This is a genomic window from Chitinophaga tropicalis (assembly GCF_009758205.1).
In the GTDB taxonomy this organism is placed as follows: domain Bacteria; phylum Bacteroidota; class Bacteroidia; order Chitinophagales; family Chitinophagaceae; genus Chitinophaga; species Chitinophaga tropicalis.
The window spans coordinates 242,273-258,386 of sequence record NZ_WRXN01000012.1 but is presented as its reverse complement, the minus strand read 5'-3'; the positions used below and the strand labels follow the sequence as shown (position 1 = coordinate 258,386).

General features: G+C 45.8%; 14 protein-coding genes. 9 read left to right on the top strand and 5 right to left on the bottom strand.

The window, feature by feature from the left end; translation table 11 throughout:
* The first annotated feature begins 91 nt into the window (after window positions 1-91).
* Complete coding sequence (locus GO493_RS23840; RefSeq protein WP_157308743.1) at window positions 92-835, top strand: SDR family NAD(P)-dependent oxidoreductase; 744 nt, start codon at window positions 92-94, stop codon at window positions 833-835.
* A 77-nt stretch (window positions 836-912) separates the two neighbouring features.
* The gene (locus GO493_RS23835) at window positions 913-3,063 is read left to right on the top strand and encodes an alpha-galactosidase (protein ID WP_157308742.1); all 2,151 of its coding nucleotides are present in this window, start codon (window positions 913-915) and stop codon (window positions 3,061-3,063) included.
* 1 nt (window position 3,064) lies between these two features.
* Here the strand turns inward: GO493_RS23835 and GO493_RS23830 are convergent, their stop codons facing one another.
* Complete coding sequence (locus GO493_RS23830; protein WP_157308741.1) at window positions 3,065-3,427, bottom strand: DUF1304 domain-containing protein; 363 nt, start codon at window positions 3,425-3,427, stop codon at window positions 3,065-3,067.
* A gap of 26 nt (window positions 3,428-3,453) precedes the next feature.
* Between GO493_RS23830 and GO493_RS23825 the strand changes: the two genes are divergently transcribed.
* The 3 genes from GO493_RS23825 to GO493_RS23815 all read left to right on the top strand — a co-directional run bounded on the left by GO493_RS23825 (window position 3,454) and on the right by GO493_RS23815 (window position 9,733).
* Complete coding sequence (locus GO493_RS23825) at window positions 3,454-4,977, top strand: OmpA family protein (RefSeq protein ID WP_157308740.1); 1,524 nt, start codon at window positions 3,454-3,456, stop codon at window positions 4,975-4,977.
* A gap of 201 nt (window positions 4,978-5,178) precedes the next feature.
* Complete coding sequence (locus GO493_RS23820) at window positions 5,179-8,307, top strand: SusC/RagA family TonB-linked outer membrane protein (protein WP_157308739.1); 3,129 nt, start codon at window positions 5,179-5,181, stop codon at window positions 8,305-8,307.
* A gap of 10 nt (window positions 8,308-8,317) precedes the next feature.
* Window positions 8,318-9,733, top strand: coding sequence for a SusD/RagB family nutrient-binding outer membrane lipoprotein (locus GO493_RS23815; protein ID WP_157308738.1), 1,416 nt, complete (start codon window positions 8,318-8,320; stop codon window positions 9,731-9,733).
* A 39-nt stretch (window positions 9,734-9,772) separates the two neighbouring features.
* On the opposite strand, the gene GO493_RS23810 is transcribed toward GO493_RS23815, so the two are convergent.
* On the bottom strand, window positions 9,773-11,116 hold the full coding sequence (locus tag GO493_RS23810) for a sensor histidine kinase (RefSeq protein WP_157308737.1): 1,344 nt from the start codon (window positions 11,114-11,116) through the stop codon (window positions 9,773-9,775).
* 148 nt (window positions 11,117-11,264) lie between these two features.
* Here GO493_RS23810 and GO493_RS23805 point away from each other — a divergent pair, with 148 nt between their 5' ends.
* From GO493_RS23805 to GO493_RS23790, 4 genes are all read left to right on the top strand, one after another.
* Window positions 11,265-11,768: a DUF4251 domain-containing protein gene (locus GO493_RS23805; protein ID WP_157308736.1), complete on the top strand. Its 504-nt coding sequence runs from the start codon at window positions 11,265-11,267 to the stop codon at window positions 11,766-11,768.
* Window positions 11,769-11,862: 94 nt separating this feature from the next.
* On the top strand, window positions 11,863-12,129 hold the full coding sequence (locus tag GO493_RS23800; RefSeq protein ID WP_157308735.1) for a hypothetical protein: 267 nt from the start codon (window positions 11,863-11,865) through the stop codon (window positions 12,127-12,129).
* Window positions 12,130-12,241: 112 nt separating this feature from the next.
* Entirely contained in the window at window positions 12,242-12,646 is a 405-nt protein-coding gene (locus tag GO493_RS23795) for a nuclear transport factor 2 family protein (protein ID WP_232539008.1), read from the top strand.
* A 128-nt stretch (window positions 12,647-12,774) separates the two neighbouring features.
* A complete protein-coding gene (locus tag GO493_RS23790; RefSeq protein WP_157308733.1) occupies window positions 12,775-13,230 on the top strand; it encodes a PA2169 family four-helix-bundle protein in 456 nt (151 codons plus the stop codon).
* A 59-nt stretch (window positions 13,231-13,289) separates the two neighbouring features.
* Here the strand turns inward: GO493_RS23790 and GO493_RS23785 are convergent, their stop codons facing one another.
* The 3 genes from GO493_RS23785 to GO493_RS23775 form a co-directional block, all read right to left on the bottom strand.
* Window positions 13,290-13,643 carry an Hpt domain-containing protein gene (locus GO493_RS23785; RefSeq protein ID WP_157308732.1) on the bottom strand — a complete coding sequence of 118 codons (354 nt, stop codon included), beginning with the start codon at window positions 13,641-13,643 and terminating at the stop codon, window positions 13,290-13,292.
* Between the two features lie 20 nt (window positions 13,644-13,663).
* Entirely contained in the window at window positions 13,664-15,022 is a 1,359-nt protein-coding gene (locus GO493_RS23780; protein WP_157308731.1) for a sigma-54-dependent transcriptional regulator, read from the bottom strand.
* 140 nt (window positions 15,023-15,162) lie between these two features.
* Entirely contained in the window at window positions 15,163-15,864 is a 702-nt protein-coding gene (locus GO493_RS23775; protein WP_157308730.1) for a DUF6304 family protein, read from the bottom strand.
* Window positions 15,865-16,114 lie beyond the last annotated feature (250 nt).

Here is a 16,114-nt window from a genome sequence, read left to right as displayed (position 1 = left end):
CATTTTTGTCAGTACTTAATAATAATGTCAGTACCTACAAAAGTACAGCTACCAACTTACTTTTGCAAAACAATTAACGAAAAACGTTATTATGAAACATCTTGAAAACAAAGTAGCATTAGTAACAGGTGGCAGCCGCGGTATGGGCGCCGCTATAGCAAAAAGGCTGGCAATGGCCGGAGCGGATGTTGTGATCACCTATGTAAAGTCTGCAACCCAGGCGGAAGAAGTAGTGGCAGCCATTAAAAAGGAAAGTGGCAGGAGAGCACTGGCTATCCAGGCAGATAATGCCTCACATGAAGCGGTAACAGCCGCAGTAGAACAGGCGGCAGCAGCATTTGGCAGGATAGATATACTGGTAAATAATGCGGGTGTTGGGCAGTTTAAGCTGTTGGTGGACCATACGGCTGAAGAATATGACCAGACAATGAATGTCAATGTAAAAGCTGTGTTCATGGCTACTATGGCGGCATTGAAGCATATAGGCAGCGGAGGGAGGATCATTACCATTGGCAGCAACATGGCGGACCGTGTAGCAATGCCGGGCGCCTCATTGTATGCTATGAGTAAATCAGCTCTTACCGGGTTTACCAAAGGTCTTGCCCGTGAACTGGGGCCCAGGGGAATTACAGTCAACCTCGTACAGCCTGGTCCTGTAGATACGGATATGAACCCTGCCACCGGTGCTCATGCAGATGAGGCCAGAACTATGATGGCATTGGGGCGTTATGGCAGTGTGGAAGAGATTGCCGGACTGGTAGAATACCTGGCGGGAAAGGAGAGTGGTTTTATAACCGGTACTTCACTGACCATTGATGGTGGGTATAATGTGTAGTTTAAGGGGGCGCAAGCCCCCCTTAAAAACTCAAAAAAAAGTAATAGCTTACCCCCTCATTCAAGGTCCTGAACGTTATGATCAAACCATCAGCTATTGCTCTTATTGCATTACTCATCCTATTCCGCGTCAACGCGCAGACACCCAGGCAGATAGCCGTCACCACAGACCACCTGGAATTACTCCTCACCGTCAATGAAAAAGGAAAGCTCTATCAAAGCTATCTTGGAGAAAAGCTCCGGCAAGGCGATGAAGCTGTTGTTCCTGCCGGTCGCCATGAAGCTTATATCCCTTCCGGCACCAATAACCTTTTCGAACCGGCTATAGGCGTCACTCATGCTGATGGCAATCCATCCCTGGAATTATTATTCAAGGAAGTAAAAACAGAACACGCTGATGGCAATGAGCATTCCACAACCATCACCCTGAAAGATCCGAAATATCCTTTCGAAGTATTGCTGCACATAGCAGCTTACAATAAAGAAGACATCTTCAAAAGCTGGACAGAGATACGCCACCAGGAAAAAACAGCGCTCACCCTTTCCAACTTCGCCTCTGCCATGCTGCATTTTGACGCGCCACGGTACTGGCTGACCAACTTCCATGGCGACTGGGCAGAAGAAATGAAGATGAAAGACAACGAACTGACCAGCGGCATCAAGATACTGGACACTAAGCTGGGGACCCGGGCAGATATGTACCAGGCGCCCTTCTTTTTTGTTTCACTGGGAAAACCTTCTGCTGAAAACGAGGGAGAGCTCATTGCCGGCACGCTGGCATGGACAGGGAACTTCCGCTTTGCCTTTGAAGTAGATGAGCAGAACTCCCTGCGCGTCATTGCCGGTATCAACAACTTCGCTTCTCAATACAAATTACCGCCGGGACAAACATTTACCACTCCTGCCTTTATCTTCACCTGGTCCAATACCGGCCGTGGCACCGCCAGCCGTAACTTTCACAGGTGGGGCAGTAAATACGGAGTGCTGAACGGAGATACACCGCGAATGGTGTTGCTGAACAACTGGGAAGCTACCTATTTTGATTTCAATGAAAGCAAACTGACATCACTGTTTGAAGAAGGACATAAACTGGGTGCAGATCTTTTCCTCCTGGACGATGGCTGGTTTGCCAATAAATTCCCCAGAAATAATGATGAAGCAGGGCTGGGCGACTGGGAAGAGAACAAAGCCAAGCTGCCTCACGGCATTGGCTATCTTGTTAAGGAGGCGGCCGCCAGGAAAATAAAATTTGGCATCTGGGTAGAACCGGAAATGGTGAACCCAAAAAGCGAGCTCTATGAGAAACATCCCGACTGGGTACTGAAACTGCCCAACAGGGATGAAGACTACTATCGTAATCAGCTGGTATTAGACCTTATCAACCCTAAAGTACAGGACTTTGTATTCGGTGTATTGGATAAAATGCTCACTGCCAACCCGGACATAGCTTATATTAAATGGGATTGTAACCGTATGATCACTAATGGTTGGTCTCCATACCTGAAAGACAATCAATCAGGTCTGTATATTGAATATACCAAAAGCCTGTACGAAGTGCTGAAGCGCTTACGTGCCAAATATCCTGCATTGCCCATCATGTTATGTTCCGGTGGCGGCGGACGGGTAGATTACGGCGCATTGCCGTATTTCACTGAGTTTTGGCCCAGCGATGATACCGATGGTTTTGAACGGGTATTTATTCAATGGGGATATTCTTATTTCTTTCCTTCCTTCACTATTGCCAGTCACGTAACAACATGGGGTAAACAATCCCTGAAGTTCCGTACAGATGTAGCTATGATGGGGCGTTTGGGCTATGATATTAACCTGGATAGATTTACACCGGAAGAATGGGCTTTCAGTCAGCAGGCGGTAGCAGATTACAAACGCCTTTACCCTGTAATTGCTCATGGCAGCCAGTACAGGCTTATCTCTCCTTATGATGAGAACAGGGCCGTATTGATGTATATAGATGAAACAAAGAACAAAGCCGTATTGTTCTCATATAACCTGCATACACGTTTTGGCGAATCTTTCACTGCTGTAAGACTGGAAGGACTGGATGCAGGAAAACGCTACAGGATACGGGAGATCAATCTTCCCGGGGGAAAAAGCTCCTGGGCAGGGCATGACGGGGTATATTCAGGAGATTATCTCATGAAGGTGGGATTACAGGTATCGCCGCGGGAGGCCTTATCCAGCTATGTACTGGAGCTGACAGCGGAATAATCTAAGAAAGCAGGATCAGTAAAAGTGTGATAAGTGCAGGCAGCGCCTGTACAAAGAATATCTTTTTACCTGCGGTCATGGCGCCATAAATGCCTGCAACGGCAATGCATATAAGAAAAAAGGTAGCAACATTGAGTGACCAGGCAGGATCGCTGATAAAGAAAGACCAGATAAGACCTGCAGCCAGGAAGCCGTTGTAGAGTCCCTGGTTGGCGGCCAGTGTTTTGGTAGGCTCAAAGAGATGGGCAGGCAGGCTTTTGAAGACTTTTGGGGCCCGGGTGGTCCATGCAAACATTTCCAGCCAGAGGATATAAAGGTGTTCACCGATACAGAAGCCAATCAGAAATTTAATAAAGAAGAACATAAGTAGTAATTTAGTAGTGGTTTTCGATGGACGAAGATATCAATAATTCCACGTGCATGCTGGCTTACATAACAAAAAGTATCCTGCTGGTATTGTGCTGTTGCTGTACATTACACATCGTTGCCCAGAACCTGGTGCCAAATGCATCTTTTGAGGACGTCAATATCTGTACTGAGTATACGGCACCCTGTGCGCCTGCGGCATGGGTGGCAGTGGCCCCTGAAATAGCAAAAATGAAGTACCTGTGTAATGGCACGGCGCTGCAGGGGCAGCATCATGTTGCATTATTGCAGGAGGGAAGGGACAATCCTGATACCAGGGTATATATACAGACCCGCCTGCTCTGTCCGCTGAAGCAGGGACATGCCTACCGGGTACGCTTTTACATGAATACAGAGAACTACCCTTTACGTGCAGGCATCCGTTTTGATACAGCCTTTATTTTCACCGAAAGCGCCGCCTGCCTGCAATGGCCGGCCAGTATGGAACTGACTGAGAACGATGTGCAGAAGAAACTTTGGCGGCTCAATCACCCGTGGTATATGCTGGAAAAGGTATATGTAGCCACTCAGCCAGCTACCCATCTTATTATCGGTAATTTCAGGGCCCCACAGCGCAAGGAAGGATACACCGGTTACAGCAATGCCCAGCTGATGATAGATAGTATCAGTATTAGTCCTGTTGATGGCCCAGCACCCTGCAGCAACAAGATAGATGTGATAAGCTTCCTGTATGCAGAGCATCACAGGCATACTATACCGGAGCTGTATGCACCGGGAAGGAATGTTGTGCAGCGGCTGGACGGAGGCAAAGGTTGTGATACCCTTATTCTGAAAGACGATCTTTTCACGGCAGACAGGACCAGCCTGAATACCCGCTATCGCCAGCAGATAGAGACCGCCCTTACTGCCTACCGCAGTGCAGGCCGTATGCGTATCCGCCTGGTAGGGCATGCCTGGCAGGATGCTTCTCCTGAATACAACCAGATCATTTCTGTAGATAAAGCCCGTGCAGTAGCTAGTTTCCTGGTATATAACCAGGGATATAGCTTTGACGACTTTGATATACAGGGAATGGGTAAAAGTCAGCCGAGATATGATACTACCGGTACCAGCAGGGGAGATAACAACCGGGTAGAGATGATCCTTTGCAGGCCGGCTATCGCAAAAGATAGCATACGTCCACGTCCTGTGCCCAGGCCAGATACCCTTATTATACCGGATATCCTTTTCCGGTTTAACAGCAGCGAGCTGAATATGACCTTCAACCATGCTTTGGATAGCCTCATCCAGAAAATTCCCCATAATGGCAGCATACAGCTGCAGGTAACAGGGCATACAGATAATTCCGGAACGCCGGAATATAATGCACAACTATCTCTCAGGCGTGCTAATGCAGTATCTAAGTATATGCAGGAACATGGGTTGGGGAATGATATCCGCCTCGTGAGTGGGGCGGGGGAAACTCAGCCGGTAGCCGATAACCGTACCGCAGAAGGGCGTAGAAAGAACCGCCGTGTAGAGATCATTATTTTTCATAGCCCGGATTAATCTCTTCACAATGCATTGAAAGAAATTTTTTTATATTTTGTTATAGAATAACAAAGTTATCAAGGTCATACCATCTGTTAAGGGAACTATGAACTCATGTAAAAGTTAACTTATTCCGTATTAAAGAAAGTAAAACCAAAATCCTGTAGCCTGCCTGCAAGGCAAGTGCTTTATGCATCATTCATCTAAAAAAAAGAGCTTATGAAAATTACTACCGGGCTGGTGCTAATACTGCTTTTAGCTGCCTGCCCCACCGTATTTGCACAAAAAGGGAGAGTTGTGCACGGACAGGTATCGGGCGGCGATACCCGGCAACCATTGGAAAGAGTAGCCGTGCTGGAAAAAGGGACCCGGAACCATGTCTTCACCAGCGCCTCGGGCGATTATTCAATTACACTTACCGGAGAGAATGCGACTCTCGTTTTCGCCTATGTTGGCTACGCTACGCAACAACTGCCTGTGGGGGAACAGACAACATTGAACGTCACCATGCAATCTTCATTGAAAGACCTGAATGAAGTAGTGGTAACCGCCTTCGGCGTAAAGAAGGAGAGACGTTCTCTTGGTTATGCCATTCAACAGGTAGATAATAAAGACCTGAACGTAAACCATCAGCCCAACGTAGTAAATGCCCTGCAGGGAAAAGTTGCCGGTGTACAGATATCCAGCGCCGGTGGTGGCCCCGGACAGGGATCGCGTATTATCATCAGAGGTATTAACTCTATTGCCGACAGGAACAACCAGCCATTGTTCATTGTAGATGGAGTGGAAATAGATAATACTACGGATACGACTACCGGCTCTGCCACCCGCGGACTAAGCAACCGCGCAGTAGACATCAACCCGGACGATATAGAAAGTGTATCTGTACTGAGAGGCGGCGCCGCTACTGCACTATATGGCATCCGCGCAGCCAACGGCGCTATACTGATCACAACAAAATCAGCCAAAGAAGGGAAACTACAGGTGAGCTATAATGGTATGTATGGGTTTGAGAACGTGAACAAGATCCCCGAAGTACAAATGAAATTTACACAAGGATACCTTGGAGTATATGACAGCACCAGCTTCTGGCCTACCTGGGGACCCACAGTAGAAGCAGCCAGGCAACAAGACCCCACACATCCTGCTAAACTATACAACAACTATAAACAGGCATTCAAAACCGGTATGCAGACAAGGCATACCATTAACCTGGGAGGTGGAACAGAACGTGCACGGCTGATGGGATCATTATCCTATTTTGATCAGAACGGGGTCATTCCTTTCAGTGACTTCACCAGCTACAATGGCCGGTTAAACGCCCAGTTCAAACTCAGTGATAAGATCAGCGCCGGAGCTGCATTGAACTATATCAATTCAGGCGGTACCAGGGCCAATGCTGACCGCTATGGAGAGCAGATCATTTACTGGTCGCCCAGGTGGGATATGAAAGACTATCTTAAACCAGATGGTACGCAACAGACCTACAGCAGTGGTACCAATAACCCTATATACACGCTGTATTCCAACAGGTACAAGGATAATGTGAACCGTACCATTGCCAGTGCGTTTATTACTTATACGCCTCTGAAATGGCTGAGCTTCAACTACCGTTTCGGGAACGACTTCTATACCACGGGTATCACACACCGGGCGCCGGGCCCTCTGGGACTGGTAGGAGAGGCGCCTAACCTGAACGACAACAGGTATGGTTTTATCAACGAGTACAATGGACGTAACCGTATCATCACATCTACGTTCATGACCAATATCACACATACTTTCAAGGAAAAGTTCTCTGTAGATCTGAAGCTGGGACATGACCTCCGCGATCAGCGCATCAGGCGTAACAGCGCAGAAGGAGATACACTGGTTGTACCTGACCTCTTCCTGTTAGGCAATGCAAAAAGAGTGATAGGCAAATCATATATCTATGATTACAGGAACTATGGATACTTTGCAGACCTCACCCTGGGCTTTAATAATTACCTGTTCCTGGAGCTTACAGGAAGAAATGACCTGACATCAACATTATCAAAAAATAATCGCAGCTATTTCTATCCTTCCGCCAGCCTCAGTTACATTTTCAGCGATATGTTCAAACTGCCTGTATGGTGGAGCAGTGGTAAGCTGAAGGTATCTTACGCCAAAATAGGTAAGGATGGCGATGCTTATGCCATTACCAACGGTTACCAGACCGGTACGGTGATAGGTTCTACTGTACCATTCTACCAGAGCAGGGTATTAGGCAATCCTAACCTGCGTCCGGAGTTCACACAAACTGCGGAGATAGGGGCAGAGCTGCGCTTCCTGGACAACAGACTGGGACTGGAAGCCGCGGTTTATCAACAGAAGAGTAAAGACCTGCTGGTGCCCGTAAACGTATCTACCACTACCGGTTTTGACAGGGCATATGTAAATGCCGGAGAGATCAGCAATAAGGGCCTGGAGCTGACATTATCTGCCATGCCTGTACGTACAAAGGATTTCAGCTGGGACTTCAGGATCAATTTTTCCACTAACAAGAACAGGGTAGTAAGGGTGAATGAAGCGCTGGGCGGTGAGATCATTATCTCCAGTCAGTCCGGTTATCTGAACTCTACCGTTACCAGCAAACTGGTGCCCGGCAAGGCATATGGTGCGCTGTATGGCCGTACCTACAAACGTTACTATAGCAATAAGCCGGACGATCCTACCGTACTGGAAAAAGATCTTCCCCTACTGATAGGCGCCAATGGTTTCCCTGTTCTGGACGATGCTTCTAACCAGCGTTACCTGGGCAGTGCCCTGCCTGAATGGATAGGCAGTACGCTGCATTCGTTCCGTTATAAGGACCTGTCACTCTCCATTCTGCTTGACGTACGCCAGGGACAATACAAATACAACCAGCTGGCCAATTTCCAGTCTGCATTCGGAGAATCCAAAATGACGGAGAACAGGGACCAGACCATTGTGTTTAAGGGTGTGCTGGCAGATGGTACTGCTAATACCAAAGCTGTTTACCTGGGCCAGGCAACCGGCCCTGATGGAGTGGATTACGGAGCCGGTTTTTACCGTAATGTCTACAGGGGCTCCAGTGAGAACTTCATTGAAAATGCCTCATGGGTAAGGCTGCGTACTGTTTCCCTGGCATATACCCTGCCGGGTAGCTGGCTGAGTACTACAAAGACTATCAGGAGCGCTACGGTATCTTTTACAGGAAACAATCTCTGGCTGAGCACAAAGTATACTGGATTTGATCCTGAAACCAGCTCTACCGGTGCCGGCAGTAATGCGTCTGACAGCTTTTCCGGGTTTACGTACCCTGCTACCAGGAGCTTTTTGTTCAGCCTGAATCTTCAATTCTAAACCAGACAACATGAAACTCAAACTATCTATTATAGCGCTGGCGGCAGGACTTGGTCTTTTTTTGTCGTCCTGTACCAAAGGTTACCTTGACGTTAACCAGACCAATCCCAACCTGACGGAAAAGCCGCCTATCAACGGTCTGCTGGCAGGTACAACATATTCTGCCGGCCTGAATGTCTTCAATGCCTCGAATTTTACTTCCTACTATGTGCAGCAGCTGGCATCGCCTAATGCCGGCAGTGGGTCTGATGTGTATGATGATGTAGACAGGAGCAGTACCTGGAGGGGAATCTATCTTAATCTTAACGATATTAAGCAAATGGAGGCCCTTGCGGTCAGTAAAAACGCTTATGAGCACCTTGGAGTAGGAAAGATCCTGGAAGCGATGAATATGAGCCTGCTAACCGATCTTTTTGGAGATGCACCATATTCTGAAGCATGGACAAATGGAGAGATACTGAAACCTAAGTATGACAAGGCACAGGCGCTTTATGATACCTGTCTCAGCCTGATAGACCAGGGCATTGCTTCTCTGAACCAGGCTGATCCGCAGGTAACGCTGGACGCCAGTTACGACCTGATCCATAACGGAGTGAAAAGCGCCTGGATCAAAACCGGCTATGCGCTTAAGGCAAGGTTGTTGAACAGGTTGAGCAAACTATCCTCTTACGATCCGGCTGCTATCCTGGCTGCCCTGGATAAGGCGTATGACAGTAACAGTGACGATGCGCAGGTGACGCGTTTCACGAATTTAAGTCCGTGGAATTCGGTAGCAAGGAATAATGCCGGCGGCCTGCTGGATGGCTGGCTGAGCGCTACTTTCATCAATGCCCTTGACGGAACAACTTACGGAGTATTCGACCCCCGTTTGCCACTGATCTCTGACACTACCCGTTACGGTGATTACCGGGGTACGGTGAATGGCGCCGGACGTGTAGGTACCGGTACTACCAGGGATGAGTGTTACCTGTCTGTAAACGGGTTTTATTCCCGCAGCGGCGCCCCGCTGATCCTGCTCAGCTATGCAGAGATGAAGTTTATAGAAGCAGAAGCAACCTTTTCTACTGATAAGGCCCGTTCTTACCAGGCTTACCTGGATGGTATAGCAGCCAATATGGATAAGCTGGGCGTGAGTGCGGTCAACAAAGCTGCTTACCTGGCTAACCCGGTAGTGGCAGTGGGAGCAGGGGCGTTTACCAAAACCCTGATCTTCAAAGAAAAGTACGTAGCTACTTTCCTGCATCCTGAAACGTGGACGGATGCACGCAGATCAGATTACCAGTACAAAGATTTTGTATTGCCGAAGAATGCGTTGCTGTCAACATTTATCAGAAGGGTGGGATATCCTGCTTCAGAGGTGAGCACTAATCCTGGTAGTATCCCGGAAGTGAATTCACTGGCAGATCATCTGTGGTGGGATCAATAAAACTTTTTTCAGGGGGGCTGCGGCTCCCCTGAAACTATCTCAGGCAGACAGCTTATTCCCTGCCACCGCCTGGCTGATCGGTATGGCCGCAGAGAAAGTGGTCCCTTTCCCCGGATAACTTTCAAAGGAAAGCTCGCCTTCCTGTAAACTGAGCAGCTCTTTGCAAAGCACCAGCCCCAGACCTATCCCTTTTTCATTATTGGTGCCGAAGGTAGAATGTGTTTTCAGTGTAAAAAGTTCATCCTGCTGAGTTGCATCTATGCCTATACCATTATCTGCCACCATGATCCGGCATATATTATCCTCTGTTTTCAGATAAATACGTATCAGGCCTCCCTCGGGAGTAAATTTGATAGCATTGTTCACCAGGTTGCGGATAATCAGTTCCAGCATGTTATTATCGGCCGTTACATAGACAGAAGGATCTATATTGGAAGCTATACTGACTGATTTCTTATCTGCCAGCATTTTCTGCAGTGTAAGCACTCTTTCCACCACGTCGTACACATGAACGGATGATAATCTTACTCCCCGGCCATCCATCTGCAGCTTTGACCAGGTAAGCAGGTTGGTCAGCATATTGGAGGTGTTCTTTGTCAGGGTAAGCAGTTCATCGCCAAGCATCTTTTTATCTTCTTCAGACAGTTCGTATTCTGCTATCAGGTGAAGGGTGGTGATGATGGAATTGAGCGGACTTTGCAGATCGTGAGCAATGATGGAGAACAGTTTATCTTTTTTCTGGTTCAGCTGTTCAAGATTGGTATTCTGCAGATCAATTTTATCAGCGCGGTCTTCGGCGTTCCTTTTTTCCCTTTCATAATTATTCCGGAGATAATTGGTGATCAGGTATATACAGGTAAGTGTGATCAGGTAGCTGGAAAGAATATCTATGTACCTGTTCTGGGCGTTGCGGTAATTGTCAGCGATCCATGAAGGATGCAGGTATTCTTTTGTGAGCAGTGCCAGGGGGATAAGCAGGTGCAGCATAGCCCATATCCAGTGCTGATGCCGGGGACTGAAAGCTATGATGAGATTGAATGTCAGAAAGAAGAGCAGCAGGGCAGGGCCATGACTGCCGGAGTTCAGGTAAAAAGTTGCGGTAAGGGTAATGTAACTGATAAGGACATAAGCCAGCATGCTTATGTTGTATATTTTCCTGTATCGGGATAGATAAAAGCAAAAGATCTGAAGCGCCAGTAATACAGCCACAATAATCCACACGGCCGTCAGGCCGAGCCACATATTGAAGGGTAATAAGATAGTCAGCAGGATCATTGTGATCACACTGATCGAGTTAAATGCACGATTCTCCAGTGTAAAGAATGCAGGATCGCCTACAAGCTCTTCCCAGAGGTCGGTAGCTTTACGTAGAATTTTACGCAAAATGGTGGTTTAATAGTGAATGCTGATTTACTATGAGTTACGCAAAGGTCGCCTTTTAAGCCATAACTTGACATAGCACTTAGATGTTATAACACAAAGTTGACTAAAAATGGAACGATCTTAGCTCATCAATTAAAAAAAATAGGTTATGAAAAACAGTCAAAAGGGTATTATAGCAGCATTGTTGCTGTCTATTTTATTGTTTAATAACGGATTATACGCGCAGAAAAAAGATAATGATAAGAAGGCGGTTATACGTCAGCTGGTAGAGAACAGGAATTATGTTTTCAGAGTACAGACGGTACAGCCTATGCAGCCATCTCCTAACAGGCAGATCACTTCCGACTATGATCTGAAGATATCGCCAGACACGGTGATCAGCTATCTGCCTTATTTTGGCCGGGCTTATGTGGCGCCGATAGATCCCAGTCAGGGAGGTATCAAATTTACTTCGACAAAATTTGAATATACATCCAAAGAGCGCAAGAAAGGCGGTTGGGATATCCTGATCAAACCGCAGGATACACAGGAAGCCAGGCAATTGATGCTCACGGTTTCAGATAATGGTTATGCCACTTTGCAGGTATTAAGCACTAACAGGCAGCCTATTTCCTATGGAGGGTATATTGATGAGAAGAAAGGTAAAAGATAACTTAAAGATATCTGAAGAATAAGTTAAAGTTATCTGTTTCCTGGCATGGAGGAATAATTGTTGTTCTTTAAAGACTGAACCAAAAATTTTTACCATGTCAAAGAAGAACAGAGAAGGCGTTAAACATTCTATCCAGGAACTGGCTACAGGCAATTACAAAAGCTATCCTGATGAATATGGTGTAGCGGGAACAGTGGCTGTTGATAATGTGAGATCATTGGCTAAAGGTTACTGGGATAGCCGGGAATATAAAGAGATAGAGCGTGATGAGCGCCTGGGTATTCAGCTGGAAGATTATCAGCAATGGACGCAGGAAGCACTGGTGGCTTTCAGAAAGCAATATGGCAGCTCAATGAACTAAGCTTTTTTCAGGCTGGCCGCAGGCCAGCCTTTTTTTTTGTTTAATTCTCCCTATATTTAAGCAATAAGACCACTTTATGAAACTTTATTGTTTATTACTCGCATTTTGTACCATGTCTATCCTATCATTTGCCCAGACCAAAGACGAAAAGACCATAGCCGACCAGGTAGAGTCATTAAGAAAAGCAATGCAGGATGCTGATAAGGCAACACTGGAAAAACTGACTGACGATAAGCTCAGCTATGGTCACTCCGGTGGGAAAATAGAAGATAAAGCTGCTTTTGTATCCAACATTGTAGGTGGTAACTCTGATTTTATCACTCTCGCTTTCACAGATCAGAAAATAACCATTGTTGGCAATACTGCTCTTGTTCGTCATACCCTGACTGCCGAAACCAATGACGGGGGTAAACCTGGAAATGTGCACCTGCATGTTTTGCTGATATGGGCCAAAGAGGGTAATCAGTGGAAACTGCTGGGAAGACAGGCGGTGAAGGTCCCTGTTCCCGCTACCTGAGCCCGTCCGTTAATTTACACATAATGATGATTCCTTTGCTAGTATTTCTACGGATATGTTTCATACCTGTAGGAGAAATGCTGTGGCATAATTTTTTGGCCTGTTCAGGTAACCAAAAAGTTTATTTTATGCAAGCAACACTGGAAACCATTGAAACACTGAATGATCTGATACAGATCAATAATGACCGTATTGCAGGCTATGAAAAGGCATTGGAAGATTTGAAAGCAGAAGATTCAGACCTGAAGGCACTGTTCTCTTCTATGATCAGTGAAAGTCATGAAATACGTCTTGCACTTGGAACAGAAGTAAATGTATTGGGTGGAGATATGGATCATTCAACTACTACTGCCGGTAAGATATACCGCGCCTGGATGGATGTGAAGGCCGTATTTACAGGACGTACCCGCGAATCTATCCTGGCTAATTGCGAAGCGGGGGAAGATGCTGCGCAACGGGCATACAGAATGGCACTGGATGAAGAAGAACTGCCGGCATACCTGCGTGAAATGATCAGCGAGCAACAGATGACTTTAAAAGCCTCTCATGATCAGATCAAGGCATTACGTGATGCAAACAGGTAAATTTTTAATTTCTTCGAAAAAAAGAATTGCTTTTGCCGCAGGTAAAAGCAATTCTTTTTTTATTCGTCAGTCTCAGGCAACTCCTGCAGATCTTTCTGCATCAAAGGCCTGATATTCTGTAAGATTGTACCTAGCCTGACTACGCTGGCATCTACTGCAGCATTCCATTTGTCATGCTTTGACAGCAATTCCAGTTCTTTCGCAGCACCTTTCACTTCAAGGTTGAGTATGCTGGGTTTCATTTTATGAATAGTCTTTTTCAGCTCTTCCATATTCCTGTTATGCCGCTCTCTGTCAAGGTCTGCAATATATTCATCCAGTGAGCTGATGAATATGCCGATCATCTTCCTGATAAAGGAATTGCTGTTGTTCGCTATTTTATACAGGTATGTATAAGAATATTGCTTATGCACGGTATCCGGTAATTGAGGTGTTAAGCGCCTTCTATTTCTCCCGTCTGTAACATTTTGTAAATAGTAGATTTACCAATGTCCAGTTTTTCCGCTACAAGCAGCACGTTATCATCGTAGCGTTTAAGATAGTTCCGTATAATGAGCCGGGTATATTCCCGGAGGGTAAGTTCTGTATTCAGTACAGCATCAACATTCTGGCTGTTGCCGGAAAGGAAGGTAATATCTTCCGGTTCTATTATATTGTTCTCTGACATTACAGCTGCCAGTTCAACTACAGATTTCAGCTCACGTACATTGCCCGGGTAGCTGTAATCAAGCAGTTTCTCACGGGCGGCGGGAGAGACCCTGACCTCCGGTATCTTGTTTTCCTTGCAGTAGGCTGTGAGAAAGTGCTGGGTGATCAGCAGTATATCTTCTCTGCGTTCTCTCAGCGGAGGAAGGTTAATAGGGAGACCAACTATACGGTAGTAAAGGTCTTCCCGGAAATTACCTTTCTTCACTTCTTCCGAGAGGTTCTTATGTGTAGCCACTACCAGCCGGAAATCCAGTTTTATCTTGCTGGTGCCGCCCAGGCGTGTCAATTCCTTTTCCTGCAGTACTCTGAGCAGTTTACTCTGTATGTTCAGGTCCATTTCTCCTATTTCGTCCAGGAAAAGCGTGCCGCTGCCTGCTTCTTCAAAACGGCCGGATTTCCTGTTGAGTGCGCCGGTAAATGCGCCTTTTTCATAGCCGAACAGCTCACTTTCCACAAGGTCTTTTGGTATAGCTGCCATGTTTACAGGTATGAAGGGGTGTCCGCTCCTGGAGGAGTTGTAATGTACGGCTCTTGCTACCAGTTCTTTACCTGTTCCGGTCTCGCCGGCAATGGATACGTTGATGAGTGAGCCGGCCGCTTTATCTATTAACTTGAAAACGGCCTGCAGGGCAGGGCTTTTACCGATAATAGAATGAGAGTAGTCGTATTTTGTTTTAAGTTCAGCTTTCAGCTCGGATATTTCATTATGAAGGGATTGTTTTTCCCTTAGCCTTATGATAGCTCTCCAGAGCAGTTGTTGTGTGTTTTCATCTTTGATGAGATAATCTTCTGCGCCCATTTTTAAGAGGTTGACGGCTGTAGTGATCCTTTCCTGGGCGCTGATAATGATAACCGGTAAATTGGGGTAGGCCTGCTTTATTTTGCCGTATAGCTCTTCTCCGGTCATATCAGGGAGGCCAAAATCGATGGTAACGAGATCTGGTTTGCGATGTAACTGTGCAAGGCATTCCTTGCCCGTACCGAAAAGGGTGACATCGTAATCGGGGTTTTGACTGAGGTAATGATGTAAAAGCCCACCATACCATTTGTCATCTTCAACAATGAAAATCTTGAAATCGAGCATTCATGGAATTTTATGTTAATTTAGGAAATTTTCCAATTATTGGAGAAAACGGTGGTGCATCAGTTTGAATTTAATTTTACTGAAGGCAAGTTACTGTTTTAGCAGGAGGGCTTTCTCCAGATATGAGCAGTGTATAAATATCAGCCACGGTAACCGGTTCCTGGTTTCCTTATTTCAAATTTATCACAACAGTATATTTCCTGTACCTGCCTGTAATCTGCTGGTAAATCCATATAATCGTCTTTGCTGTTCACTTTAAGATATGCCTCTTTTTGATTTACATAACATTGCATTGTTCCAAAGCTACTTTGTCCTATGTATGAATAATCGCCGTACAAACAACCATAACAATTCTTAAAGCTATACCTGTCTGTTAGCTGCGCTTTGATCTGATCAAAGGCCACTTCGAAAAAATCTCCTTCGCCTGAGAATTGCCATTCATTTATAAATAGGGTCAGTTGTACTTTTTCAGATTCAATTCCACTCTGAGGTTGAGGCCGTGCTTTGCCTAATGAATAGTTAACTGAAAGCCTGGCATCGATATCTGTATTCTTCCTTCTGTCAATAAGTACCTGGTTTATAGAAAACTCAAAAGAACAGTTGCATAATGTTTCCTGGATCGTATCTGTGTTATAAACTGGTATTGGATAGAACGAAAATCTTTCAAGTTGTTTTTGGGGATGGTTTGCTTTGTCAACTATTGCCAGGTCTGAAAATTCTGAGCCGGAAAATCTTACACCGTCAATATCAACATGCAGGGTCTTAAAATCATTTTCAATTGTAACTTCTGCGGGGCCAAGGCTATCTGTATAGGTTCCTTTGTATTTCACTGTTGGGTTCATTCAATAATGATAATATTTGCAGGTTAAAAGTAATAAAAGTTGTGTGAACAGGCTGAACAAAATATACAGATTGAACAGAATGGTGTTTGATTGGATAAAACAGGGGTGTTATTTTTGTTTTATCAAAACAGTCGCTACAAAGAAAAGTTGAAAGAGTTCAGACAAGCACTGTAATGGATATACTCAAGGCAATGTATTGCGTGGGGTCCTTGTCCGTCGTGTCATCCCTTCTTTCAACGGGTTCTTTGTA